The organism is Streptococcus mitis (genome assembly GCF_023110375.1).
Classification (GTDB): domain Bacteria; phylum Bacillota; class Bacilli; order Lactobacillales; family Streptococcaceae; genus Streptococcus; species Streptococcus mitis_CI.
On sequence record NZ_JALDVV010000009.1, the window covers coordinates 30,894 to 55,305 of the forward strand.

Here is a 24,412-nt window from a genome sequence, read left to right on the forward strand (position 1 = left end):
GATGGAAGTCAAAGCTGTTTTTTTTGATATCGATGGAACCTTGGTCAACGATCGCAAGAGTGTTTTGAAATCCACTAAGGACGCGATTAAAATCGTCAAAGAACAAGGGGTACTTGTCGGCGTAGCGACAGGTCGAGGACCTTTTTTTGTTAAGGAATTGATGGACGATTTGGATCTGGATTTTGCGGTAACCTACAATGGCCAGTATATCTTTAATAAAGACAAAGTCTTGTTCACGAGCCCGATTTCCAAGTTACATTTGCGCCAGCTCATTACGTATGCTAAAAAAGAAGGTAAGGAGATTGCCCTAGGGACCAAGGATGCCATGCTGGGTTCCAAAATCATGTCTTTTGGTCTGGGTTCTTTTTCCCAACGAATCAGTCGCTTCGTTCCCTCAGTTTTAACTCGGACGGTGAGTCATTCCTTTAATCGCATGGTCAGCAAGGTTGTTCCCCAAAAGGAAGAAGATCTGCTTGATCTAATGAATCAGCCTATCTACCAAGTTTTGATGCTGATGACGCCAGAAGAATCTGAGAAGGCGGCAGCTGATTTTGAAGACTTGAAATTAACACGTAGCAATCCTTTTGCAGCAGATGTCATCAATCAAGGAAACTCTAAATTGGAAGGCATTCGACGAGTTGGGAAAGAATATGGTTTTGATCTCAACCAAGTCATGGCCTTTGGTGACTCCGATAACGACCTAGAAATGCTGGCGGGTGTCGGTATGTCGGTCGCTATGGGAAATGGTAGTAGCAGTGTCAAGGAAGTTGCCAAGCACATCACTACCAGCAATCAGCAAGATGGAATCCACAAGGCCCTGGAACATTTTGGTGTTCTGGCCTCAGAAAAAGTCTTTGTCAGCCGTGACTATCATTTCAATAAGGTCAAGACCTTCCACCACATGATGGATGAACGAACCCAAGAAGAACCTCGAGCTTGGGATTTAGAAGGTGCAACCCACAGGGCTGGCTTTAAAATAGAAGAATTGGTGGAGTTTGTTCGAGCTGCCAGCCCTTCTGAAGAGGACTTTGATCAAGCTCTATTGCAACTTCATCAAGCTCTTGATAAGGCGGCAGATAAAGTGGCCAAGAAGACCCCTGCTCAGCAAGATTTGATAGGGCAAGTGGATGCCTTGATTGACACGCTTTACTTTACCTACGGTAGTTTTGTTTTGATGGGGGTGGATCCAGAACGTATTTTTGATATTGTCCATCAGGCCAATATGGGGAAAATTTTTCCAGATGGCAAGGCTCATTTTGATCCAGTGACCCACAAAATATTAAAGCCAGATGATTGGGAAGAAAAATATGCTCCAGAACCTGCTATTAAAAAGGAACTGCAGCGCCAGTTCAAGGCTTATGAACGCCATAAAGAGAGAAATAATACTCAATGAAAATCAAAGAGCAAACTAGGAAACTAGTCGCAGGCTGCTCAAAGCACTGCTTTGAGGTTGTGGATAGAACTGACGAAGTCAGTAACCATACCTACGGCAAGGCGACGTTGACGTGGTTTGAAGAGATTTTCGAAGAGTATAAATAGTAAACAAAAAGGAGCGCTGAGCTCCTTTTCTTTGTGATTATAAGGTTTTTTCTTGTTCTCTCACAACCAGCAAATCGACCTTAGCATGGCGGAGAATGTATTCAGATGAAGAGCCGACCAAGAGGCGTTCAAAGGCGTTGAGACCAGTTGCGCCAACGAGGATGAGGTCCACTTCTTCAGCATCGGGAATAGTACGTGCCAGTAGAGTTTTTGGATTTCCCATTTCAATGACGATATGAACATCTTCCACCCCAGCATCTTTAGCACGTTTTTCGTACTCTTTCATCAGACTTTCAGCGTCGACTTGGAGTTCTTCGTAAACTTCAGCATCAAAGGTGGATACGCTTTGGAGTGCGCGTGTGTCAATGACATGTGCGATGGTGAGTTTAGCGTCGTTTCGTAGAGCAGAATGAACTCCCTTGACAAAAGCCAAGTCCGCTTCCTTAGAACCATCGATTGCGACCATGATATTTTGGTAACGTTGTGCCATAATGAAACCTCCTGAAATTTTCTTACTTTAATTGTAAACCTTTTCACTATAGAAGTAAAGCAAAAAAAGTATTTTTCAAAAGAATATTAGCGCTTAAAATCTATATAAATATATGATAAAATAAAAGAAAGGATAGCAGGAAAGAAGTGAAGGGAGGGAGAATGATGAAAAACGCTTTTCAAAAATCAAATTTCCTTTATTGTGGAATCATACTAGTTTCAGTCTTGGTAGAAGTTATCATGGTCTGGCAATTAGAGAGTTTGGTACCGCTTCTTTATCCAGGGTTTATCGGTTTTTTAGTCTTTCATGTACTCTACCATCTAATTTTATTCCTAGTTGCAAAACGAAGTGGTCGCTGGGATTACTTGATGATATGGGGACTTTTCCTCATGTTCAATCTTCTTTATGACTCCTTTTTAGGCTTGCTTTTTCTAGGTTTATCTTTTGGTATGTGATGTGACTTTCGCAAAATACCTGCTATCTCCCCTGTCTTGGCCTCGCTTTTAGCGAGGTTTTTTTCTATCTTAATCTAGTAAAACATTTCAGCAAACTTGTCGCATTTTCTTTCTAGTGGTATAATGTTACTATCCTGATGAATTGAGGAAACAAGATGAAAGAATATAACAAGTCTAGTAAGTTAGAGCATGTCGCTTATGATATCCGTGGTCCTGTTTTGGAAGAAGCCATGCGGATGCGAGCAAACGGAGAAAAGATTTTACGTCTGAATACAGGAAATCCAGCAGAATTTGGCTTTACAGCGCCAGACGAGGTCATTCATGACTTGATTATGAATGCGCGGGATAGTGAAGGATATTCTGACTCCAAAGGGATTTTCTCAGCCCGTAAGGCCATCATGCAGTATTGTCAATTGAAGAAATTTCCAAATGTAGATATTGATGATATCTACCTTGGAAATGGTGTTAGTGAATTGATTGTCATGTCTATGCAGGGGCTTTTGGACAACGGGGATGAGGTCTTGGTGCCAATGCCAGACTATCCTCTCTGGACAGCAGCTGTCAGCCTAGCTGGGGGAAATGCCGTTCACTATATCTGTGATGAAGCTGCAGAATGGTATCCAGATATTGACGATATCAAGTCAAAAATCACTTCCAATACCAAGGCGATCATCCTTATCAATCCAAATAATCCAACTGGAGCCCTTTATCCTAAGGAACTCTTGTTGGAGATTATTGAGATTGCCCGTCAAAACGATTTGATTATCTTTGCGGATGAAATTTATGACCGCATGGTAATGGATGGACATGTGCATACGCCTGTGGCTAGTTTGGCACCAGATGTCTTCTGTGTCAGCATGAATGGTCTGTCAAAATCCCACCGTATCGCTGGTTTCCGTGTAGGTTGGATGGTCTTGTCTGGACCTAAGACTCATGTCAAGGGCTATATCGAAGGGCTCAATATGCTATCCAATATGCGCCTTTGCTCTAACGTTTTGGCCCAACAAGTCGTACAAACTTCCTTAGGTGGCCACCAATCGGTCGATGAATTGCTCCTTCCTGGTGGACGAATTTACGAGCAAAGAAATTTCATTTACAATGCCATTCAAGATATTCCAGGTTTGTCTGCGGTTAAACCCAAGGCTGGACTCTATATCTTCCCTAAAATCGACCGCAATATGTACCGTATCGATGATGATGAACAGTTTGTCCTTGATTTCTTGAAGCAGGAAAAGGTTCTCTTGGTTCATGGTCGAGGCTTTAACTGGCAGGAACCAGACCACTTCCGTATCGTTTACCTTCCTCGTGTTGATGAACTAGCCCAAATCCAAGAAAAGATGACTCGTTTCTTGAAACAGTATCGTAGATAGGGCTTACATTCGAAAAAGCTGGAAACATTTGCCTTGAGCTATTGACAAAAGTGAAAGAATCAGATAGAATAGTAAAGTATGTTTAGTAACTGATCACTTTATAGCCGGCTAAACGAATACAAAATCTATGAGGAGGTATTCATCGTGAAACGTACTTATCAACCAAGTAAACTTCGTCGTGCGCGCAAACACGGATTCCGTAACCGTATGTCAACTAAAAACGGTCGTCGCGTATTGGCAGCTCGTCGTCGTAAAGGACGCAAAGTTTTGGCTGCATAATCCAAACGAACCATAACAAAAATCAGTAGGAACTCGAGTCTACTGATTTTTATTTTTGTTAAAAAGTTCAAAAAGGCTTTATATTTTTGCTTAAATAGTGTATAATATTTCACATACTGTAAAAAATGGAGAATAATCATGAAGAAATCAAAAGTTATGCTTTTTGGAGCTATGGCTTTGACAGCAGGTCTAGCTCTAGCGGCATGTGGGTCATCCCAATCAAGCAATGCAGACAAGACATACTCTTATATCTTTGTCAGTAACCCTGATACCTTGGATTACATTACCTCTACACGAGACTCTACATCTAGTATCACAACCAACTTGGTTGATGGTTTGTTGGAAAATGACCAGTATGGCAATCTCATTCCATCTATGGCTGAGTCATGGACCGTGTCAAAAGATGGTTTGACTTACACTTATAAAATCCGTCAGGGGGCTAAATGGTACACTTCTGAAGGAGAAGAGTATGCGGATGTGACGGCTCATGATTTTGTGACTGGTCTCAAGTATGCGGCTGATAAAAAAGCTGAGAACTTGTACTTGGTTCAAGACTCTATCAAGGGACTAGCAGACTATGTTGAAGGGAAATCATCTGATTTTGGAACTGTTGGTGTTAAGGCAGTGGATGATTACACGCTACAATACACCCTCAACCAACCTGAGACTTATTGGAACTCTAAAACAACAGCAAGTATCCTTAGTCCTGTAAATGAAGCCTTCTTGAAGTCTCAGGGAGATGACTTTGGAAGTGTGACACCATCAAGTATCTTGTCAAATGGTCCTTACTTATTTAAATCATTCACATCCAAATCTTTGATTGAACTTGACAAAAACCCTAATTACTGGGATAAGGATAATGTTAAAATTGAGAAAGTGAAACTCTCTTTCTTTGACGGTTCTGACCAAGACAGCATTGCTAGAGGTTTCTTGGATGGTAATTATACAGATGGCCGTATCTTCCCAACAAGTTCAGTATTTGCTGAACTTAAGAAGGGAAATGAGGACAAGATTACCTACACACCGCAAAACTCAGTTACTTTCTATTATCTTTTCAACGTGAATCGTCAAAGCTACAAGCAGACTATGAAACAGTCTGATAAGGAAAAGACAGATTCACGCGCAGCTATGCAAAATAAAGATTTCCGTCAGGCTATCAACTTTGCCTTTGATCGTCATGCCTATGCAGCACAGACAAATGGTGAAGATGGAGCAGACCGTATCTTGCGTAATACGGTTACACCAAGTGACTTTGTCCAAGTTGGCGATAAGAACTTCGGTGACATTGTCAATGAGAAAATTGTCAACTACGGTAAAGATTGGGCAAATATTAACCTAAACGATGGTAAGCAAGCCTTCTTGAACCCTGACAAGGCCAAAGAGAAGTTTGCTAAGGCCAAAGAAAGTCTGCAAGCTCAAGGAGTAAACTTCCCAATTCATTTGGATATGCCAGTTGACCAGACTGCTAAGTTGGATGTGCAACAGGCTGGATCGTTCAAACAAACAGTGGAAGAAACCCTTGGTAAGGAGAATGTAGTTATTGATGTTATCCAACTTTCTCCAGATGAAAAAGACCAAGCAACCTATTTTGCAGATACAGCAGAACAAAAAGACTACGATATCGACATCTCAGGATGGGGTGGAGACTACTCAGATCCTAAGACTTACCTAGCTATTCTTGATCCGGAGACAGGTTCTCAGTTGAAAAATGTGGGCTTGACTGAAGGAAAAGACAAGGAAGTCAAGGACAAGATTGGTCTTTCTGACTACAAGAAACTCTTGGATGAGGCCGACGCTGAAATCACAGATACTCAAGCCCGCTATGAAAAATATGCTGAAGCCCAAGCTTGGTTGACAGATAGTGCCTTGTTCCTACCAGTTCAAAGTGGTGGAGCCAACCCAATCTTCCGTAAGACTGTACCGTTTACAGGCCCATTCTCATTTGTTGGTCATAAGGGAAATGCCGACAACTACAAATATGTTGAATTGCAAAAAGAGCCAGTAACTGCTAAACAGTACCAAGAACTCTATGAAAAATGGCTGAAAGAAAAAGCTGAGTCAAATAAAAAAGCTCAGGAAGATTTAGCTAACCATATTCAATGATATTCCTAGTCATGCTTTTCAGTTAATACTCTTCGAAAATCTCTTCAAACCACGTCAGCTTCACCTTGCCGTATATATGGTTACTGACTTCGTCAGTTCTATCTGCAACCTCAAAACAGTGTTTTGAGCTGACTTCGTCAGTTTCATCTACGACCTCAAAGTAGTGCTTTGAGCAGCCTGCGGCTAGCTTCCTAGTTTGCTCTTTGATTTTCATTGAGTATAAGCATAGTGGATGGATTCAGAAAAAGGCCTTACCAGACGCTTATTGGTTCTGGTAGGGCCTTTTCTTTATTTTTTTAAGTGATAAGAGTAGCTAGCGACAACGACGTCTTGGTGCCAACGAAGGGCGTATTTGAGTTTAAGACTCATCTGATTGTGCAGGATATTTTGCCAAGGTTTATTAGGGATAAACTGGGGTACCAGGACAGTGACTGTATAGTTCTTTTTCTGGGCATCCTCAGAGATTCGTTTGACATACTTGACAGTAGGGGTGATGATGTCGCGGTAGCTGGTCTTGATGTTCTTCAGAGTAATGGTTGGGAAGTAATCGGCAAATTCTTGGAGAATTTCTTGGTCTTTCTCTGCTGTTTCCTTAGTAGAAATGTGCATGGCTAAGACTTCATCACCGATACTTTGAGCGTAGTTAATGGCTCCGACGCTAACTCGGGTGACATTTCCTACTAGGACGAGGACAAGATTGCCATCGTAGGTACGTTTTTCGATGCCTTCATAGAGACGTAGTTGTTGGGCCACTTTTTGGTAATGACTGTGAATGGCCAAGAAAAGTAGGGTGAGTACGAGAATAATCGGGAAGAAAGGCCAGATATCACTGAGACGGAAAAAGAGCAGGATCAGCACGATAGCGTAGCAAATGATGGCTCCAAGGATATTGGCAAGGGCAGGTTTTAAGAAATTTGTCCCTTTTTCTTTTTTCCAATGGCGAATCATCCCAGTCTGAGATAGGGCGAAGGGAACGAAGACCCCGATAGTATAAAGGGGAATCAAACGTTCGGTATTGCCATTAAAAATGAGAAGAAGAATCATAGCCCCAAATGCCAGAGTTAAAATTCCATTAGAGTAGCCTAGGCGGTCTCCTTTTTCCATAAAGAGATGGGGCATGTATTTGTTTTTAGCCATATTGTAAGCTAGCATAGGGAAGGCCGAAAAGCCGGTATTTGCAGCTACGGCCAAAATTAAGGCTGTGGAGAATTGGAAGGTATAATAGCCAAGGTGGCCTAAGAAGGAATTACCAAGGATACCTTGAGCCATCTGTGAGAGGATGGTTTCTCCGTGTTGCGGCATAATTCCCATCCAGTAGTTTAGGAAGGTAATACCAGCAAACAGAAAACCTAAAATCAGTGACATGATGGTCAAGGTCTGAGCTGCATTCTTTTCTTTCGGAGCCTTGAAAAAGGGAACGGCATTTGAAATAGCTTCAACCCCTGTCAGAGAGGCAGAACCACTGGTAAAGGCTCTTAGAATGAGAACGATAGACAGACTCGGTACAGCATGCCCGATAGGAGAAGTTGCCTGATAGCTGAGAGAACCAGTTACTAGTTGAAAGATTCCATAGAGCAAGAGAAAGACAGTACTGATGATAAAGAGATAGACAGGAATCATCAGTGAACTGGCAGATTCTTTTAAGCCCCGTAAATTCAAGAGCATAAGCAAACAAACTAGAAAAATGGAAATGTGGAGGTTGTAAGGGTGGAGAGCAGGGAGAGCTGCTGTGATAGCATCGGCTCCAGATGACACCGATACCGCCACGGTCAGCATGTAGTCAACTAGCAGACTACCTCCAGCGATCAAGCCAAGTTCGGGAGATAGATTTTCTCGAGTAACCATATAGGCCCCTCCTCCTTGAGGGTAGGCATGGATGATTTGACGGTAGGAAACGGTCAGGCTGGCCAGAAGTAGGAGGACAAAAAGGCCGATAGGAAGGCTCCACCATATAACAAGAGGAGAGAGACTAGCCAAGACGAGGACTACTTGCTCAGGCCCATAGGCAATGGAAGATAGAGCGTCGCTTGACAACATGGCCAAGGCCTGCATTTTTCCCAGCAGCCCTCCCTCGCCTTCTGTTAAGGACTTAAGAGGACGACCGATAAAGGTCTGTTTTAATTTTGTAAACATGGTATTTTCCTTTTCTGAAAATTTCAATAAGTGCTATTATACTGCTTTGGAAAAATAGCGTCAAGAGACGACGATGGATTTTAGAATATTTTTTACAGATGAGGAGAGAGGGCAGTTTTTTGGTATAATAGAAGATAGAAAACGAGGTTAGAAGAGATGATTTTTGATACACATACACACTTGAATGTAGAAGAATTTGCTGGTCGTGAGGCAGAAGAAATTGCCTTGGCTGCTGAGATGGGTGTGACACAGATGAATATTGTTGGTTTTGATGAACCGACGATTGAGCGTGCTTTGGAGTTGGTAGATGAGTATGACCAGCTCTATGCGACTATTGGTTGGCATCCGACAGAAGCAGGGACTTACACGGAGGAGATTGAAGCCTACTTGCTTGATAAGCTCAAGCATCCCAAGGTTGTTGCTTTAGGTGAGATTGGTTTGGACTACCATTGGATGACAGCGCCAAAAGAGGTGCAGGAGCAGGTTTTTCGCCGTCAGATTCAGTTATCTAAGGACTTGGATTTACCTTTTGTTGTCCATACTCGTGATGCGTTGGAAGATACCTATGAGATTATTAAGAGCGAGGGAGTTGGTCCTCGAGGTGGGATTATGCACTCATTTTCAGGGACGCTTGAGTGGGCAGAGAAGTTTGTCGCGCTTGGCATGACTATTTCCTTCTCAGGAGTGGTGACTTTTAAGAAGGCAACTGACATCCAAGAAGCAGCTAAAGAGTTACCTTTGGACAAGATTTTGGTAGAGACAGATGCGCCTTACTTGGCTCCTGTTCCTAAACGTGGTCGTGAAAATAAAACAGCCTACACTCGCTATGTAGTGGACTTTATCGCCGACTTACGTGGTATGACGACAGAAGAGCTTGCGGCGATAACAACTGCAAATGCAGAACGAATTTTTGGATTGGACAGCAAGTAATGAAAGAAAAAATTTCCCAAGTTATCGTGGTCGAAGGGCGCGATGATACGGCCAATCTCAAACGTTACTTCGATGTAGAGACCTATGAGACACGAGGTTCTGCCATCAATGAAAAGGATCTAGAGCGGATTCAGCGCCTGCACCAACGTCATGGGATCATTGTCTTTACAGACCCAGATTTTAATGGGGAGCGGATTCGTCGTATGATTATGACGGCTATTCCAACAGTTCAGCATGCCTTCCTCAAACGAGATGAAGCTGTTCCCAAGTCCAAGACCAAGGGCCGTTCTCTGGGAATTGAGCATGCCAGCTATGAAGACCTGAAAATGGCTCTAGCTCAGATTACAGAACAATTTGAACATGAGAGTCAGTTTGATATCAGTCGTAGCGACTTGATTCGCCTTGGTTTTCTAGCAGGGGCAGACAGCCGTAAGCGACGAGAATATCTAGGAGAGGCTCTCCGAATTGGCTATTCCAACGGCAAGCAACTCCTCAAACGCCTAGAGTTGTTTGGGGTTACCTTGGCAGAAGTGGAAGAAGCTATGAAGAGTTATGAGTAGGAAAGATGTAGCCGTTACAATTTTTTAAGTTTCACAGTATTTTTCGAAGCAGGTAGAAGAGGAGACGTCTGATGTTAATTGGTCAAAAAATTAAAGAGATTCGGACAGAAAAAGGAATTAGTCGTCCAGATTTTTGTGGAGATGAGCAAGAACTGACAGTTCGTCAACTGTCGCGAATTGAAAGTGGAGCTTCGCAACCGAGTTTGCCCAAGTTAGACTATATTGCTCGCCGGCTAGGAGTTCCAGCTTATAGCCTTATGCCGGATTTTTCAGCTCTTCCTCCTGCTTATTTAGAATTGAAATACCAGATTTTACGTGAACCAATCTATGGTAAAGAAGAGGAGTATGATAAGAAAGAAGCGTGTTTGGAAGAGATAGAGGATTTATTTTATGAGCAACTTCCTAATGAGGAAAAAATATGGTTTGAAGCTACTAGAGCAACGATAGATGTTATTCGAAGCGGACGACCAGAATATGGGGAAACCGTACTGGACGATTATTTTAAAACAATTTATGATAAGGAATTGTTTTTGATAAATGAATTAGAAGTTATCAACTTATATTTTGCTATAGTGCTTACAAAGATAAAACAAGGTCAAAGTCAGATTTCAGAAATTGAAAGAATTCATTCGTTTTTAGTTCGTTTGGCAAATCATGTAGAATTAATTGCACCAGAATATCTGTTTGCTTTAAGTAACACTTTGTTTTCGGGTCTTGCCTGTTTGGATAATTTATCGACTTATGATTCACTAGAAACCTATATATTTAGCCTTAATCACATAATGGAAAAAACACAAGATTTTCAGAAGAAACCAATTATATTAATGTTGGAGTGGAAATTATCCCTAATAATAAAAAATGATTATGTCTCTGCCGAACAGTTCTATCAGAAATCGAAGCTATTTGCTGATATAATAGAAAATTCTTATTTAGTTACTATGTTGGAGAAACAATGGCAAGAAGATTTAAAAAAATATTTATAAACATAGTGAAGCAGTGACAAAAATGTCCTTGTTCTGATCTTGAAACAGTTCTAAAGTTCGTCTTTAGGGCTGTTTTTTTATATATAAGCTAAAAATGACATGAAATGCTTATATTTTAAGGACATTGATGTCCTTTGAGTTTATTTAAGAATAATTTATAATTAATTAAAACGTGAAAGGAGATTACAGTATGAACTTTTTTAGTTTATTTTATTTAGTTACTTGGTGGTTTAAATAAAATTTAGTTATGTCTACTTAGTCTCAAAAAATTTATTCATAACATATAATAAATACAACTTGATAGACTAAATTAGAAAAATAAGGAGAGGATACCATGAGGTGTTGCTTTGAAAAGATCTATGATCCATGACTTAGTTTTACTTGAATAGAAAATGGACAATATATAATAAATATTTATGATAAAATAAAAAATAGAGGAGTATCAATATGAAACAAACAGTTAAAAAATTAGCCCTTGTAGCGAGCATTGCAGCAACATTAGGTGGAAGTGTAGCAGTAGTATCGGCCGCGGTTAAGTATCCAGATGGTGGTGTCTGGACGTATGGTTCAGGTGACGGAGGTGCTTACTCAAACTACTATCACTCTTCAGAATATCATAGCTCAACAGTTGTTAGTAGAAAAACTGGTTCATCTGATAAGGGATATGCTGGTGCTGGAGGGACTTCTCGTGCATGGATTCGTACTTCTTGGGGAGAGAAAGTTGCATTCTACTATAATGTTTAGAATGGTATAGCCCTATTGTTTAGCTTTACTTGGTCACCTTCTCACTAAGTGACCAAGTAACTTTTTGGAGGAAATGATGAAACGTTTATTTATTTTGATTTCAATGGTATTGGTATCGCTTTATATGGTGATAACTTCCGTTGACCATCGAGAAGAGATTTTATTTGGTAACTATCCTTCTGTTGATGTGACAGGAATGGTGATAAATCAACCAGTAGCTAGTCGCGAAGAGGTGACAGAGGCTTTGAGTCACTTGGCGGTAGAGCATAATAGTCTCATCGCCCGTCGGATTGTTGAGCCAAATGAAGCTGGAGAAACACGCTTTATCTATGCCACTTATGGTGAGGGAGAGCTTCCAGAAGGTCTGACCATTTCCTCCAAGGAGAGTTCAGAAACGAGTGATTTATTAGGGTCTTACTTGATTGTGTCAGGAAGTTTGGATGGAGTGAGTTTACAGACCACCTTGAAAGAACTTGGTTATCAAGGCTTTGTTTCGAATGGAGAAGATCCATTTTCGATAGTCTTACTATTGGCGGCCACCCCTATGGGGCTACTGAGTCTAGCTATTTTTCTGCTGACCTTTATGAGTCTGACCCTGATTTATCGGATAAAATCCCTTCGTCAAGCAGGGATTCGCTTAATAGCTGGTGAGAGCTTGTTTGGGGTGGCTCTCAGACCAGTGTTAGAAGATGTGAGACAGCTTATCTGCTCAGTGCTGGTATCCAGTCTTTTGGGATTGGGGATTCTCTGGTATCAAGGTGCCTTGTTTATGGCAACGGTGCAACTGGTCATCATTGGTCTTTTGCTTTATGGATTGGCCTTGGTAGGGATTTCTACCTTATTAAGTGTCGTGTATCTACTTGGTTTACAAGAAAATAGTCTGGTGGATCTATTGAAAGGGAAACTCCCTCTCAAACGTATAATGACATTGATGATGGTGGGGCAACTCTTGGCCGTGCTGGTGGTCGGTTCGAGTGCGACTGCTCTCCTACCTCACTACCGTGAAATGCAGGAGATGGAGAGAGCTAGCGATAAATGGAGCCATTCCTCAGACCGTTACCGTCTATCCTTTGGTTGGTCTAGTGCATTTGCCGATAAAGAAGGAATGCGTAAGGATAATCGTGAGTGGCAGACATTTACTGAAGAACGGTTAGCCAATACAGACTCTTTTTATATCATGAGCAATGTTGACAATTTCTCAGATGGCGCAGAAGTGGACCTAGATGGCAATCGACTCAGTGACTATACACCGTCAGGGAATGTTATCTATGTCTCACCGCGCTATCTGATAGAAGAAAAGATTACCGTTTCTTCAGAGTTTATGGACAAGATGCAAAACTTGTCTGAGGGAGAGTTTGGGCTGATCTTGCCTGAGAGCTTGCGAGAGCAGTCTGCCTACTACCAAGGATTGTTTACAGATTACCTGCAAAACTTTTCATCTGAAAGTGTAGAAGTGACGAGTCAGAAATACTACCTCCCACAGGTAACGCTAGCTTTTACAGAAACAGGACAGGAACGCTTCCTCTATAACGATGGGTACAAGACGACACGCCAGTACCTAAAAGATCCGATTATTGTAGTTTTAACGCCGCAAGCGACTGGAACAAGACCTGTTGCAGGGATGTTATGGGGAACTACGGCTAATAGTGCCTTGAAACTAGATCTATATGGAGATAGTATCACAGCTCTAAAAGAGCAAGGTCTATATCACAAGGTTTCTTATTTGGTAAAAAGCCAGCTGTTTTTTGCCAAGGTACTAAATGACAAACGGATGGAGTTCTACTCTCTCCTTATTGGGACTATTTTGACCCTGTCTACGGCTATCTTGTTATTTGATTCCATGAATCTTCTCTATTTTGAGCAGTTTAGACGGGAGATCATGATTAAACGTCTTTCTGGTATGACAATCTATGAGCTTCATGGCAAGTACTTACTGGCGCAAGGAGGAGTTCTCTTACTTGGGCTAATCCTATCTAGTGTTTTGACAGGAGATAGCTTGATTAGCGCTCTAGTTGTAGCTTTATTTACTCTTAACGCCCTCTTGATTTTAGTAAGGCAGGATAAAAAGGAAGAAGCTGGTAGCATGGCAGTATTGAAAGGAAAATAAGATGATTGATATTCAAGGATTGGAAAAGAAGTTTAATGACCGCGCGATTTTCTCTGGTTTAAATCTCAAGCTGGAGAAGGGCAAGGTTTATGCCTTAATCGGGAAGAGTGGAAGCGGAAAGACGACTTTGCTTAATATCTTAGGAAAGCTAGAAAAGATAGATGGTGGAAGGGTTCTCTATCAGGGGAAAGATTTAAAAACCATTCCCACTCGTGAGTATTTTCGAGACCAGATGGGCTATCTCTTTCAAAATTTTGGCCTTTTAGAAAACCAATCAATCAAAGAGAATTTGGATTTGGGCTTTGTTGGTCAGAAAATCTCAAAAGTAGAACGTTTGGAAAGGCAAGTGGAGGCTTTAGAAAAGGTTAATCTAGGGTATTTGGATCTAGAACAAAAAATTTATACTTTATCTGGGGGAGAGGCTCAACGAGTTGCCCTTGCGAAGACTATTTTGAAAAATCCACCCTTGATTTTGGCAGATGAACCAACAGCAGCTCTTGATCCTGAAAATTCAGAGGAGGTTATGAATCTCTTGGTGGGCTTGAAAGATGAAAATCGAATGATCATCATTGCGACTCATAATCCCCTAATCTGGAATAAGGCAGATGAAATCATTGATATGAGGGAGCTTGCTCATGTGTGAAAAAATCCGTATTCGCAGGGTATCTGATTATCCTAGTGCCAGAGGTGGTTTAGAAGATATTCTCATCATGGAAAATATGACCAATCATCTCCTTTTAGTTCAAATCCGAGTGAATGGCTATTTGCTTGATTTTGCTAGCATTGAAGGGCAAAGGCAAAAGCATTATCGTTTGAAAAATTTACCTCAAACGGTTGAACTGACAGTGGACGATGTGGAGGAGGATGTAGATTTGACCCTACCCGAAAATCGAAGTTATCAAGAAGCTGATTTTTTCGAACGTATGTTTCGAGAGAATCGATAAGTCCACCTTTAAAGATTTCCAAGACTATCTTTCTTCATGAGGAAAGATAGTTTTTTGGTATGATTTTCACCCCCAAAATACAAGGGGAATGTGTTACAATAGTAGTAACAGATAATAGAAAAGAGAATAGATGAGAATTGCAGATTATAGCGTGACCAAGGCAGTGCTGGAGCGTCACGGTTTTACCTTTAAAAAGTCCTTCGGGCAAAATTTCTTGACGGATACCAATATCCTACAAAAAATCGTGGATACGGCTGAGATTGATGACCAGGTCAATGTCATCGAAATCGGACCAGGGATTGGTGCCTTGACGGAGTTTTTGGCTGAGCGTGCAGCTCAAGTCATGGCATTTGAGATCGACCACCGTTTGGTACCGATTTTGGCAGATACCTTGCGTGATTTTGACAATGTGACCGTAGTCAACGAGGACATTCTCAAAGTCGATTTGGCCCAACATATCCAGAATTTTAAAAATCCTGACCTACCAATCAAGGTAGTGGCTAATTTGCCTTACTACATCACGACGCCTATTCTCATGCACTTAATCGAGAGTGGGATTCCTTTTAGTGAGTTTGTTGTTATGATGCAGAAAGAAGTGGCGGACCGTATTTCAGCCCAGCCTAACACCAAGGCTTACGGTAGCTTGTCGATTGCGGTGCAGTATTACATGACTGCCAAGGTTGCTTTCATCGTGCCTCGTACGGTCTTTGTGCCAGCGCCAAACGTGGACTCTGCTATTTTGAAAATGGTGCGTCGTCCAGAACCAGCCGTAGCAGTGGAAGACGAGAGCTTCTTCTTTAAGGTTTCTAAGGCTAGTTTCACTCATCGACGCAAGACTTTATGGAATAACCTGACAGGCTACTTTGGCAAGACTGATGAAGTCAAGGAAAAGTTGACCAAGGCTTTGGACCAAGCAAGTTTGTCACCAAGTGTACGTGGAGAAGCTCTCAGCTTGGCAGAATTTGCTAGCCTAGCTGATGCGCTCAAAGGACAAGGACTCTAAGATGCAGGGACAAATCATTAAAGCCTTGGCGGGCTTCTACTATGTGGAGAGTAAGGGCCAGGTTTATCAAACACGCGCGCGTGGGAATTTCCGCAAAAAAGGCCATACACCCTATGTTGGGGACTGGGTAGATTTTTCTGCGGAGGAATATTCTGAAGGTTATATTCTCAAGATTCACGAACGGAAAAACAGTCTGGTCCGTCCGCCTATTGTCAATATTGACCAAGCTGTGGTGATCATGTCCGTCAAGGAACCTGATTTTAACAGCAATTTGCTGGATCGTTTCTTGGTTCTTTTGGAGCACAAGGGCATCCATCCTATCGTCTATATTTCTAAAATGGACTTGCTGGAAGATAGAGGAGAACTGGATTTTTATGAACAGACTTATGGTGATATCGGCTACGACTTTGTGACCAGTAAAGAGGGACTCCTGCCTTTGTTAACAGGCAAGGTTACAGTCTTTATGGGGCAGACAGGTGTTGGGAAATCAACTCTTCTCAATAAAATCGCACCAGACCTCAATCTTGAAACAGGAGAAATTTCAGACAGTCTGGGTCGCGGGCGCCACACTACTCGAGCGGTTAGTTTTTATAATCTCAATGGAGGTAAAATCGCAGACACACCAGGTTTTTCATCATTGGATTATGAAGTATCAACGGCAGAAGACCTCAATCAGGCCTTCCCAGAGATTGCTAGTGTCAGCCGAAACTGCAAATTCCGCACTTGTACCCATACCCATGAGCCGTCCTGTGCAGTGAAGCCGGCAGTAGAAGAGGGTATCATTGCGTCCTTCCGTTTTGACAACTACCTGCAATTCCTCAGTGAGATTGAAAATCGCAGAGAAACCTATAAAAAAGTCAGCAAAAAAATTCCAAAATAAGGAGAAACCTATGTCTCAATACAAGATTGCTCCGTCAATTCTGGCAGCAGATTATGCCAACTTTGAACGTGAAATCAAACGTCTAGAAGCAACTGGGGCAGAATATGCCCATATCGATATCATGGATGGTCACTTTGTACCACAAATCAGTTTTGGTTCAGGTGTGGTCGAAGCTCTTCGACCTCATAGCAAGATGGTCTTTGACTGCCACTTGATGGTGGCGAATCCAGAGCATCATTTAGAAGATTTTGCGCGTGCAGGTGCGGATATCATCAGCATCCATGTGGAAGCAACGCCTCATATTCATGGTGCCCTCCAAAAAATTCGTTCACTCGGTGTTAAGCCTTCAGTCGTTATCAATCCTGGCACACCAGTTGAAGCCGTCAAGCACGTACTTCATCTAGTTGACCAAGTTTTAGTCATGACGGTTAATCCAGGTTTTGGTGGGCAAGCCTTTCTGCCAGAAAGCATGGATAAGGTCCGTGAGTTGGTTGCACTTCGTGAGGAAAAAGGTTTGAACTTTGAGATTGAAGTCGATGGTGGGATTGATGATCAAACTATTGCCCAAGCCAAAGAAGCTGGTGCGACCGTTTTTGTAGCAGGTTCCTATGTCTTTAAGGGAGATGTCAATGAGCGAGTACAAACTCTCAGAAAACAACTGGACTAGGGTTGCTGTTTTTGCAGGAGGAGACCGCGGCCACTACCGGACAGACTTTGATTGCTTTGTTGGTGTAGATCGCGGCTCGCTCTGGGTCTTGGAAGAAAACTTTCCTCTCGCTCTAGCGGTTGGAGATTTTGATTCTGTCACTGCAGAAGAGCGTCAGTTGATTCAAAAACGTGCCCAGTATTTTGTTCAAGCCCGACCAGAAAAAGATGATACCGATTTGGAATTGGCTCTCTTGACTATCTTTGAGAAAAATCCTCAGGCTCAGGTCACTATTTTCGGTGCTTTGGGTGGACGTATTGATCATATGCTGGCCAATGTCTTTTTACCTAGCAATTCCAAATTAGCACCCTATATGCGCCAGATAGCGATTGAAGATGGGCAAAATGTGATTGCCTATTGTCCAGAAGGGACCAGTCAGCTACAGCCTCGTTCAGACTACGACTATCTAGCCTTTATGCCAGTTCGGGATAGCCAGCTGACCATTCTTGGAGCCAAGTATGAATTGACAGAGGAAAATTTTTTCTTTAAAAAAGTGTACGCTTCTAACGAATATATAGATAGGGAAGTTTCGGTGACTTGCCCAGATGGCTATGTGGTCGTGCTGCATAGCAAGGACAGGAGGTAGGATGGAAAGTTTACTTGTTCTATTATTGATTGCCAACCTAGCTGGCCTCTTTCTGATTTGGCAAAGGCAGGATAAGCAGGAAAAACATCTAGCCAAGAGCTTGGAGGATCAGGCAGATCATTTGTCAGACCAGTTGGATTACCGTTTTGAACAAGCCAGACAAGCCAGCCAGTTGGACCAAAAAGACTTGGAAGTGGCTGTCAGTGACCGTTTGCAAGAAGTGCGAATTGAATTGCACCAAGGTCTGACGCAAGTCCGTCAAGAAATGACAGATAATCTCCTCCAAACCAGAGACAAGACCGACCAACGTCTCCAAGCCCTGCAGGAATCAAATGAGCAACGTTTGGAACAAATGCGCCAAACAGTCGAGGAAAAACTAGAAAAGACCTTACAGACACGCTTGCAAGCTTCCTTTGAGACAGTTTCCAAACAATTGGAGTCTGTCAATCGTGGTCTTGGAGAAATGCAGACTGTTGCCCGCGATGTCGGTGCCCTCAATAAGGTTCTCTCTGGAACCAAGACGCGAGGGATTCTTGGAGAATTGCAACTGGGGCAAATTATTGAGGACATCATGACCCCTGCCCAGTATGAACGAGAATATGCAACAGTTGAAAACTCTAGTGAGCGAGTGGAGTATGCCATCAAATTACCTGGACAGGGAGACCAGGAATACGTCTACCTACCAATTGACTCTAAGTTTCCACTGGCAGATTATTACCGTCTAGAAGAAGCCTATGAAGCAGGTGACAAGGACGAGATCGAACGCTGTCGTAAGTCACTCCTAGCAAGCGTCAAGCGCTTTGCCAAGGATATCAAGAGCAAGTACATAGCACCACCTCGGACGACCAATTTTGGAGTTTTGTTTGTTCCGACAGAAGGTCTTTACTCAGAAATTGTCCGCAATCCGGTCTTCTTTGATGATTTGAGACGGGAGGAGCAGATTATTGTCGCAGGTCCAAGTACCCTGTCAGCTCTCCTCAATTCCCTATCAGTTGGCTTCAAAACTCTCAATATCCAAAAGAGTGCCGACCATATCAGCAAGACTCTTGCCAGTGTCAAGACGGAGTTTGGCAAGTTCGGTGGCATTCTGGTCAAGGCGCAAAAACATCTCCAACATGCCTCTGGCAATATTGATGAACTATTAAACCGTCGCACTACAGCTATCGAGCGGACGCTCCGTCACATTGAGTTGTCAGAAGGTGAGCCTGCGCTTGATCTACTCCATTTCCAAGAAAATGAGGAAGAATATGAAGATTAGTCACATGAAAAAAGATGAGCTGTTTGAAGGCTTTTACCTAATCAAGTCAGCTGACCTGAGGCAAACTCGAGCTGGGAAAAACTACCTAGCCTTTACCTTCCAAGATGATAGTGGCGAGATTGAAGGGAAACTCTGGGATGCTCAACCTCATAACGTTGAGGCCTTTACCGCAGGTAAGGTTGTCCACATGAAAGGACGCCGAGAAGTTTATAACAACACCCCTCAAGTCAATCAAATTACTCTCCGCCTGCCTCAGCCTGGCGAACCCAATAATCCAGCTGATTTCAAGGTCAAGTCACCAGTTGATGTCAAGGAAATCCGTGACTATATGTCGCAAATGATTTTCAAAATTGAAAATCCTGTTTGGCAACGAATTGTCCGAAATCTCTACACCAAGTATGATAAGGAATTTTACTCCTATCCAGCAGCCAAGACCAACCACCATGCCTTTGAAACGGGTTTGGCTTATCATACGGCGACCATGGTGCGTTTGGCAGATGCTATTAGCGAAGTCTATCCTCAGCTCAATAAGAACCTGCTCTATGCAGGGATTATGCTGCATGACTTGGCTAAGGTCATTGAGTTGACGGGGCCAGACCAGACTGAGTATACAGTGCGAGGCAATCTTCTTGGACATATCGCTCTCATTGATAGTGAAATTACCAAGACAGTGATGGAACTCGGCATCGATGATACCAAGGAAGAAGTAGTTCTGCTTCGTCACGTCATCCTTAGTCACCACGGCTTACTTGAGTATGGAAGTCCAGTCCGTCCACGTATTATGGAAGCAGAAATTATCCATATGATTGACAATCTGGATGCAAGCATGATGATGATGTCAACAGCTCTGACTTTGGTGGATAAAGGAGAGATGACCAATAAAATTTTCGCTATGGACAATCGTTCCTTCTATAAACCAGATTTAGATTAATAATTTAAGAAAAATGAGCATTTTTTAGGATAAGAATGTTCGTTTTTTTATGTGAATATGGTATAATAGATAAAATATCAAAATTAAATGAAGTGGGAAATAGAAATGAAATTAAGAAGAAGTGATCGGATGGTTGTCATTTCCAACTATTTGATTAATAATCCTTATAAACTAACTAGTCTCAATACTTTTGCTGAAAAGTATGAATCTGCTAAATCATCCATCTCAGAGGATATCGTCATTATCAAACGTGCCTTTGAGGAAATTGAAATCGGTCATATCCAGACAGTAACTGGTGCTGGTGGTGGTGTCATTTTCACACCATCAATCTCAAGCCATGATGCCAAGGAAATGGTTGAGGACTTGCGTGCCAAGTTGTCAGAAAGTGACCGTATCTTGCCAGGTGGCTATATCTACCTGTCTGATTTGCTTAGCACACCAGCTATCTTGAAAAATATTGGTCGCATTATTGCCAAGAGCTTTATGGACCAAAAAATCGACGCGGTTATGACCGTAGCGACTAAGGGTGTGCCACTTGCAAATGCAGTTGCCAATGTCCTCAATGTTCCTTTTGTTATTGTGCGCCGTGACCTGAAAATTACCGAAGGTTCAACTGTCAGCGTCAACTATGTATCCGGTTCAAGTGGTGACCGCATTGAGAAAATGTTTCTATCAAAACGTAGTCTCAAGGCAGGCAGCCGTGTCTTGATTGTGGATGACTTCTTGAAAGGTGGCGGAACTGTCAATGGGATGATCAGCCTTTTGCGTGAGTTTGATTCAGAATTGGCAGGTGTAGCGGTCTTTGCGGACAATGCCCAAGAAGAACGTGAAAAGCAGTTTGACTACAAGTCACTCTTGAAGGTAACCAATATTGATGTCAAGAACCAAGCCATCGATGTTGAGGTTGGTAATATCTTTGACGAAGATAAATAAGAGATAGAACTAAAGGTTGGAACGATTGTCCCAGCCTTTCTTTGCAAATAGAATAGAAGGAAACTTATGAAAACACCATTTATCAATAAAGAAGACTTAGAAAAGATTGCTGCTGAGTTCCCGACTCCTTTTCACTTGTATGATGAGAAGGGAATTCGTGAGAAGGCAAGAGCTGTCAACCAAGCCTTTTCGTGGAATAAGGGCTTTAAGGAATATTTTGCAGTTAAGGCTACTCCAACACCAGCTATCTTGAAAATTCTCCAAGAGGAAGGCTGTGGTGTGGACTGCTCTAGTTATGTGGAGCTTTTGATGAGCCATAAACTGAATTTCCCTGGTTCTGAGATTATGTTCTCTTCAAACAACACGCCAGACATGGAATACGCCTATGCGTGTGAATTGGGTGCGACCATTAACTTGGATGCCTTTGAAGATATTGAACATCTAGAGCGTGCAGCAGGTATTCCAGAAATCATCTCTTGTCGTTACAATCCTGGAGGCGTTTTTGAACTGGGGACAGACATCATGGACAATCCTGGAGAAGCCAAGTTTGGCATGACCAAGGATCAGCTCTTTGAAGCTTTTGCCATCTTGAAGGAAAAAGGAGCTAAGACTTTTGGGATTCACTCCTTCCTAGCGTCCAATACCGTAACCCATCTCTATTATCCAGAGTTGGCGCGTCAGCTTTTTGAATTGGCTGTTGAAATCAAGGAAAAGTTGGGTATTTCGCTAGACTTTATCAATCTTTCTGGCGGTATTGGTGTCAATTATCGTCCAGACCAGGAGCCGAACGATATCGCCTTGATTGGTGAGGGAGTTCGTAAGGTGTATGAAGAGGTCCTTACGCCAGCAGGTCTTGGTCAGGTTAAGATTTTTACCGAATTGGGTCGCTTTATGTTAGCTCCTCATGGGGCTCTAGTCACAAGAGTCACTCATAAGAAGAAAACCTACCGTACCTATCTAGGTGTGGATGCATCAGCAGTCAATCTTATGCGTCCAGCTATGTACGGAGCCTACCACCATATTACTAACGTGACCCATCCAGATGGACCAGCTGAAGTGGTAGATGTGGTTGGTTCACTCTGTGAAAACAATGATAAATTTGCAGTGAATCGCGAACTGCCTCATACAGAAATCGGTGATTTGCTGGTAATTCATGATACAGGTGCTCACGGTTTTTCAATGGGCTACCAGTACAATGCCAAACTTCGTTCTGCGGAAATCCTCTATACCGAAGAAGGTAAAGCCCGTCAAATCCGCCGTGCAGAGCGCCCTGAGGACTACTTTGCAACCTTGTATGGCTTTGATTTTGAAGAATAAAATGATAAGTAATTGAAAATGAAATTGAAAAACAGATTGCTTTCTAAAAAATAGGCAAAAATCTTGTTTTTCTTTCAAGTCGTGATATAATAAAACTATAAAACGTTTTCAAGGAAGGTAACGATATGTCTGAAGAAACAATTGATTATGGACAAGTGACAGGAATGGTGCATTCGACAGAAAGCTTTGGGTCAGTAGATGGGCCTGGTATTCGCTTTATTGTCTTTTTGCAGGGCTGTCACATGCGTTGCCAGTATTGCCACAACCCGGACACTTGGGCTATGGAGTCCAATAAATCACGTGAACGGACGGTAGATGATGTCTTGACTGAAGCCTTGCGTTACCGCGGTTTCTGGGGGAATAAGGGTGGGATTACAGTCAGTGGAGGAGAAGCCCTCTTGCAGATTGATTTCTTGATTGCCCTTTTTACCAAGGCCAAAGAACACGGAATCCACTGTACCTTGGATACCTGTGCCCTTCCTTTCCGTAATAAACCACGTTACCTTGAGAAGTTTGACAAACTCATGGCTGTCACTGACTTGGTCCTCTTGGATATCAAGGAAATCAACGAAGAACAGCACAAGATTGTCACTAGCCAAACCAATAAAAATATCTTGGCCTGTGCCCAATATCTATCAGATATTGGAAAACCTGTCTGGATTCGCCACGTGCTAGTTCCAGGATTGACAGACAGAGACGATGACCTGATTGAACTTGGGAAATTCGTCAAGACCCTCAAAAATGTGGATAAGTTTGAAATTCTACCTTATCACACCATGGGTGAATTCAAATGGCGTGAATTGGGAATTCCATATTCCCTCGAAGGAGTCAAACCACCAACAGCAGACCGCGTTAAGAACGCTAAAAAACTCATGGATACCGAAAGTTACCAAGACTATATGAAACGTGTACATGGATAAAAAAGAAGCCTGATGGAAACATCGGGCTTTTGATACTCAATGAAAATCAAAGAGCAAACTAGGAAGCTAGCCGCAGGTTGCTCAAAACAGTGTTTTGAGGTTGTGGATAGAACTGACGAAGTCAGTAACATATATACGGCAAGGCGAAGCTGACGTGGTTTGAAGAGATTTTCATTGAGTATGACTTGCAAAAAGTATGACTAGCAAAAAGAGACTTAGCAAACTAGCTAAGCCTTTTTCTTCTTATCTCGAACGTTGTTTTCCAGCGTTGCGATTTTTGTGTTTTTTCTTGCTTGTGATAGCAGTTGGTTGTTCAGGGGTAACGTCTTTTCGTCCACTTGGTGTAGAGAAAGCACGTGCTTTTGGTGGGTTCTTGGCTAGTTCTTCACGGACTTTTTTGCGAAGTTTTGGACGAACGATATAGTTGACGATAAACTGTTGGAGAATCATCATGAAACCACCGACAACCCAGTAAAGTGTGACACTGGCTGGTGAGAAGAGGGAGAAGACGACGATCATGAGTGGGCTCATGTAAATCATTTTCTTAATCTGTTCTCTTTGCATTTCATCTTCTACTCCGTGAAGTGAAAGGAGCGATTGAAGATAGTAAAGGACACCTGCGCAGGCAACCAAAATCATACTTGGAGAACCTAGAGGAATGCCTAGGTAGCTTGCTTGAGCAACTCCTTCAGTATGTTGGGCAGCAAAGTAGATTGCAGAGAAGAAAGGCATTTGAAGGAGGATAGGGAAACATCCTACACCACCAAACATGCTGATGCCGTGTTCTTTTTGAGCGGCAAAGAGAGCTTGTTGGGCTTCTAGTTTTTCTTCTTGAGTTGTTGCTTCCTTGAGACGAGTTTGGTGTGGCTCAAGGACGTGCTTGAGGGCGTTCATCTTTTCAGAGTGAAGCGTTGCCTTCCATGATTGGTAGATACCAAGTGGCAAGATAATCAAGCGCACGATAATGGTAACGATAATGATAGCGACACCGAAGCCTAGCCCTTTATCAGTAGCGAAGTACTTGATAGCTTCTCCCATCGGGGCACCCAAGAAATCCCAAACGGGACCGATTGGCTTACCTGTTGCTTTATCAATTTGAACGCAACCTGTCAAGACTAATAGCATAGCTACTCCCATAGCTGAGAGTGCAAAACGTTTAATAGATTTCACTGTTTTTATTCCTTCTTAAAAAATTATACCTTTCTATTCTACTGTTTTTTTACAAAATATACAATAGTTCT

Annotated in this window: 24 protein-coding genes; 21 read left to right on the forward strand and 3 right to left on the reverse strand. The window is 42.4% G+C overall.

Annotated features, from left to right (window positions below):
• Position 1 precedes the first annotated feature (1 nt).
• Positions 2-1,393, forward strand: a complete 1,392-nt coding sequence (locus M1G12_RS06760; protein WP_084864535.1) for a Cof-type HAD-IIB family hydrolase — start codon at positions 2-4, stop codon at positions 1,391-1,393.
• A 183-nt stretch (positions 1,394-1,576) separates the two neighbouring features.
• Here M1G12_RS06760 and M1G12_RS06765 read toward each other — a convergent pair whose 3' ends face one another.
• Positions 1,577-2,029, reverse strand: coding sequence for a universal stress protein (locus M1G12_RS06765; protein ID WP_247949604.1), 453 nt, complete (start codon positions 2,027-2,029; stop codon positions 1,577-1,579).
• Positions 2,030-2,190: 161 nt separating this feature from the next.
• On the opposite strand from M1G12_RS06765, the gene M1G12_RS06770 reads away from it, so the two are divergent.
• The 4 genes from M1G12_RS06770 to M1G12_RS06785 all read left to right on the forward strand — a co-directional run bounded on the left by M1G12_RS06770 (position 2,191) and on the right by M1G12_RS06785 (position 6,236).
• Complete coding sequence (locus tag M1G12_RS06770) at positions 2,191-2,484, forward strand: hypothetical protein (protein WP_247949605.1); 294 nt, start codon at positions 2,191-2,193, stop codon at positions 2,482-2,484.
• Positions 2,485-2,639: 155 nt separating this feature from the next.
• Complete coding sequence (locus M1G12_RS06775; RefSeq protein WP_033687296.1) at positions 2,640-3,854, forward strand: pyridoxal phosphate-dependent aminotransferase; 1,215 nt, start codon at positions 2,640-2,642, stop codon at positions 3,852-3,854.
• A gap of 144 nt (positions 3,855-3,998) precedes the next feature.
• On the forward strand, positions 3,999-4,133 hold the full coding sequence (gene rpmH, locus M1G12_RS06780) for a 50S ribosomal protein L34 (RefSeq protein WP_000831905.1): 135 nt from the start codon (positions 3,999-4,001) through the stop codon (positions 4,131-4,133).
• Positions 4,134-4,271: 138 nt separating this feature from the next.
• Complete coding sequence (locus M1G12_RS06785) at positions 4,272-6,236, forward strand: peptide ABC transporter substrate-binding protein (protein ID WP_247949606.1); 1,965 nt, start codon at positions 4,272-4,274, stop codon at positions 6,234-6,236.
• Positions 6,237-6,524: 288 nt separating this feature from the next.
• Here M1G12_RS06785 and M1G12_RS06790 read toward each other — a convergent pair whose 3' ends face one another.
• Entirely contained in the window at positions 6,525-8,369 is a 1,845-nt protein-coding gene (locus M1G12_RS06790) for an APC family permease (RefSeq protein ID WP_247949607.1), read from the reverse strand.
• 156 nt (positions 8,370-8,525) lie between these two features.
• On the opposite strand from M1G12_RS06790, the gene M1G12_RS06795 reads away from it, so the two are divergent.
• The 16 genes from M1G12_RS06795 (at position 8,526) to pflA (ending at position 23,171) form a co-directional block, all read left to right on the forward strand.
• Positions 8,526-9,299 carry a TatD family hydrolase gene (locus M1G12_RS06795; protein ID WP_247949608.1) on the forward strand — a complete coding sequence of 258 codons (774 nt, stop codon included), beginning with the start codon at positions 8,526-8,528 and terminating at the stop codon, positions 9,297-9,299.
• Positions 9,299-9,859, forward strand: a complete 561-nt coding sequence (gene rnmV, locus M1G12_RS06800; protein WP_247949609.1) for a ribonuclease M5 — start codon at positions 9,299-9,301, stop codon at positions 9,857-9,859. The genes M1G12_RS06795 and rnmV overlap by 1 nt, the downstream gene beginning before the upstream one ends.
• 71 nt (positions 9,860-9,930) lie before the next feature.
• The gene (locus tag M1G12_RS06805) at positions 9,931-10,842 is read left to right on the forward strand and encodes a helix-turn-helix domain-containing protein (protein WP_247949610.1); all 912 of its coding nucleotides are present in this window, start codon (positions 9,931-9,933) and stop codon (positions 10,840-10,842) included.
• Positions 10,843-11,289: 447 nt separating this feature from the next.
• Complete coding sequence (locus tag M1G12_RS06810; protein ID WP_000815396.1) at positions 11,290-11,586, forward strand: lactococcin 972 family bacteriocin; 297 nt, start codon at positions 11,290-11,292, stop codon at positions 11,584-11,586.
• A 76-nt stretch (positions 11,587-11,662) separates the two neighbouring features.
• Entirely contained in the window at positions 11,663-13,693 is a 2,031-nt protein-coding gene (locus tag M1G12_RS06815) for a bacteriocin-associated integral membrane family protein (protein ID WP_247949611.1), read from the forward strand.
• A gap of 1 nt (position 13,694) precedes the next feature.
• On the forward strand, positions 13,695-14,336 hold the full coding sequence (locus M1G12_RS06820; RefSeq protein WP_247949612.1) for an ABC transporter ATP-binding protein: 642 nt from the start codon (positions 13,695-13,697) through the stop codon (positions 14,334-14,336).
• Positions 14,329-14,637: a hypothetical protein gene (locus M1G12_RS06825; protein ID WP_000333264.1), complete on the forward strand. Its 309-nt coding sequence runs from the start codon at positions 14,329-14,331 to the stop codon at positions 14,635-14,637. The genes M1G12_RS06820 and M1G12_RS06825 overlap by 8 nt, the downstream gene beginning before the upstream one ends.
• A 130-nt stretch (positions 14,638-14,767) precedes the next feature.
• Positions 14,768-15,640, forward strand: a complete 873-nt coding sequence (rsmA, locus tag M1G12_RS06830; protein WP_247949613.1) for a 16S rRNA (adenine(1518)-N(6)/adenine(1519)-N(6))-dimethyltransferase RsmA — start codon at positions 14,768-14,770, stop codon at positions 15,638-15,640.
• 1 nt (position 15,641) lies between these two features.
• Entirely contained in the window at positions 15,642-16,520 is an 879-nt protein-coding gene (rsgA, locus tag M1G12_RS06835) for a ribosome small subunit-dependent GTPase A (protein WP_247949614.1), read from the forward strand.
• Positions 16,521-16,530: 10 nt separating this feature from the next.
• On the forward strand, positions 16,531-17,187 hold the full coding sequence (gene rpe, locus M1G12_RS06840; RefSeq protein WP_084864528.1) for a ribulose-phosphate 3-epimerase: 657 nt from the start codon (positions 16,531-16,533) through the stop codon (positions 17,185-17,187).
• Positions 17,150-17,812 (forward strand): thiamine diphosphokinase, encoded by a 663-nt coding sequence (locus tag M1G12_RS06845; protein ID WP_247942447.1) that lies wholly within the window; start codon positions 17,150-17,152, stop codon positions 17,810-17,812. Before rpe ends, M1G12_RS06845 begins: the two co-directional genes overlap by 38 nt.
• Before the next feature lies 1 nt (position 17,813).
• Positions 17,814-19,070 (forward strand): DNA recombination protein RmuC, encoded by a 1,257-nt coding sequence (locus M1G12_RS06850; RefSeq protein ID WP_192855215.1) that lies wholly within the window; start codon positions 17,814-17,816, stop codon positions 19,068-19,070.
• On the forward strand, positions 19,060-20,001 hold the full coding sequence (locus M1G12_RS06855) for a 3'-5' exoribonuclease YhaM family protein (protein WP_084864525.1): 942 nt from the start codon (positions 19,060-19,062) through the stop codon (positions 19,999-20,001). Before M1G12_RS06850 ends, M1G12_RS06855 begins: the two co-directional genes overlap by 11 nt.
• A 105-nt stretch (positions 20,002-20,106) precedes the next feature.
• Entirely contained in the window at positions 20,107-20,934 is an 828-nt protein-coding gene (gene purR / locus M1G12_RS06860) for a pur operon repressor (RefSeq protein WP_004238844.1), read from the forward strand.
• Positions 20,935-21,000: 66 nt separating this feature from the next.
• A complete protein-coding gene (locus tag M1G12_RS06865) occupies positions 21,001-22,251 on the forward strand; it encodes a diaminopimelate decarboxylase (RefSeq protein ID WP_020903083.1) in 1,251 nt (416 codons plus the stop codon).
• Between the two features lie 125 nt (positions 22,252-22,376).
• Positions 22,377-23,171: a pyruvate formate-lyase-activating protein gene (pflA, locus tag M1G12_RS06870; RefSeq protein WP_001288286.1), complete on the forward strand. Its 795-nt coding sequence runs from the start codon at positions 22,377-22,379 to the stop codon at positions 23,169-23,171.
• Positions 23,172-23,414: 243 nt separating this feature from the next.
• Here the strand turns inward: pflA and yidC are convergent, their stop codons facing one another.
• A complete protein-coding gene (gene yidC / locus M1G12_RS06875; protein WP_020903084.1) occupies positions 23,415-24,341 on the reverse strand; it encodes a membrane protein insertase YidC in 927 nt (308 codons plus the stop codon).
• Positions 24,342-24,412 lie beyond the last annotated feature (71 nt).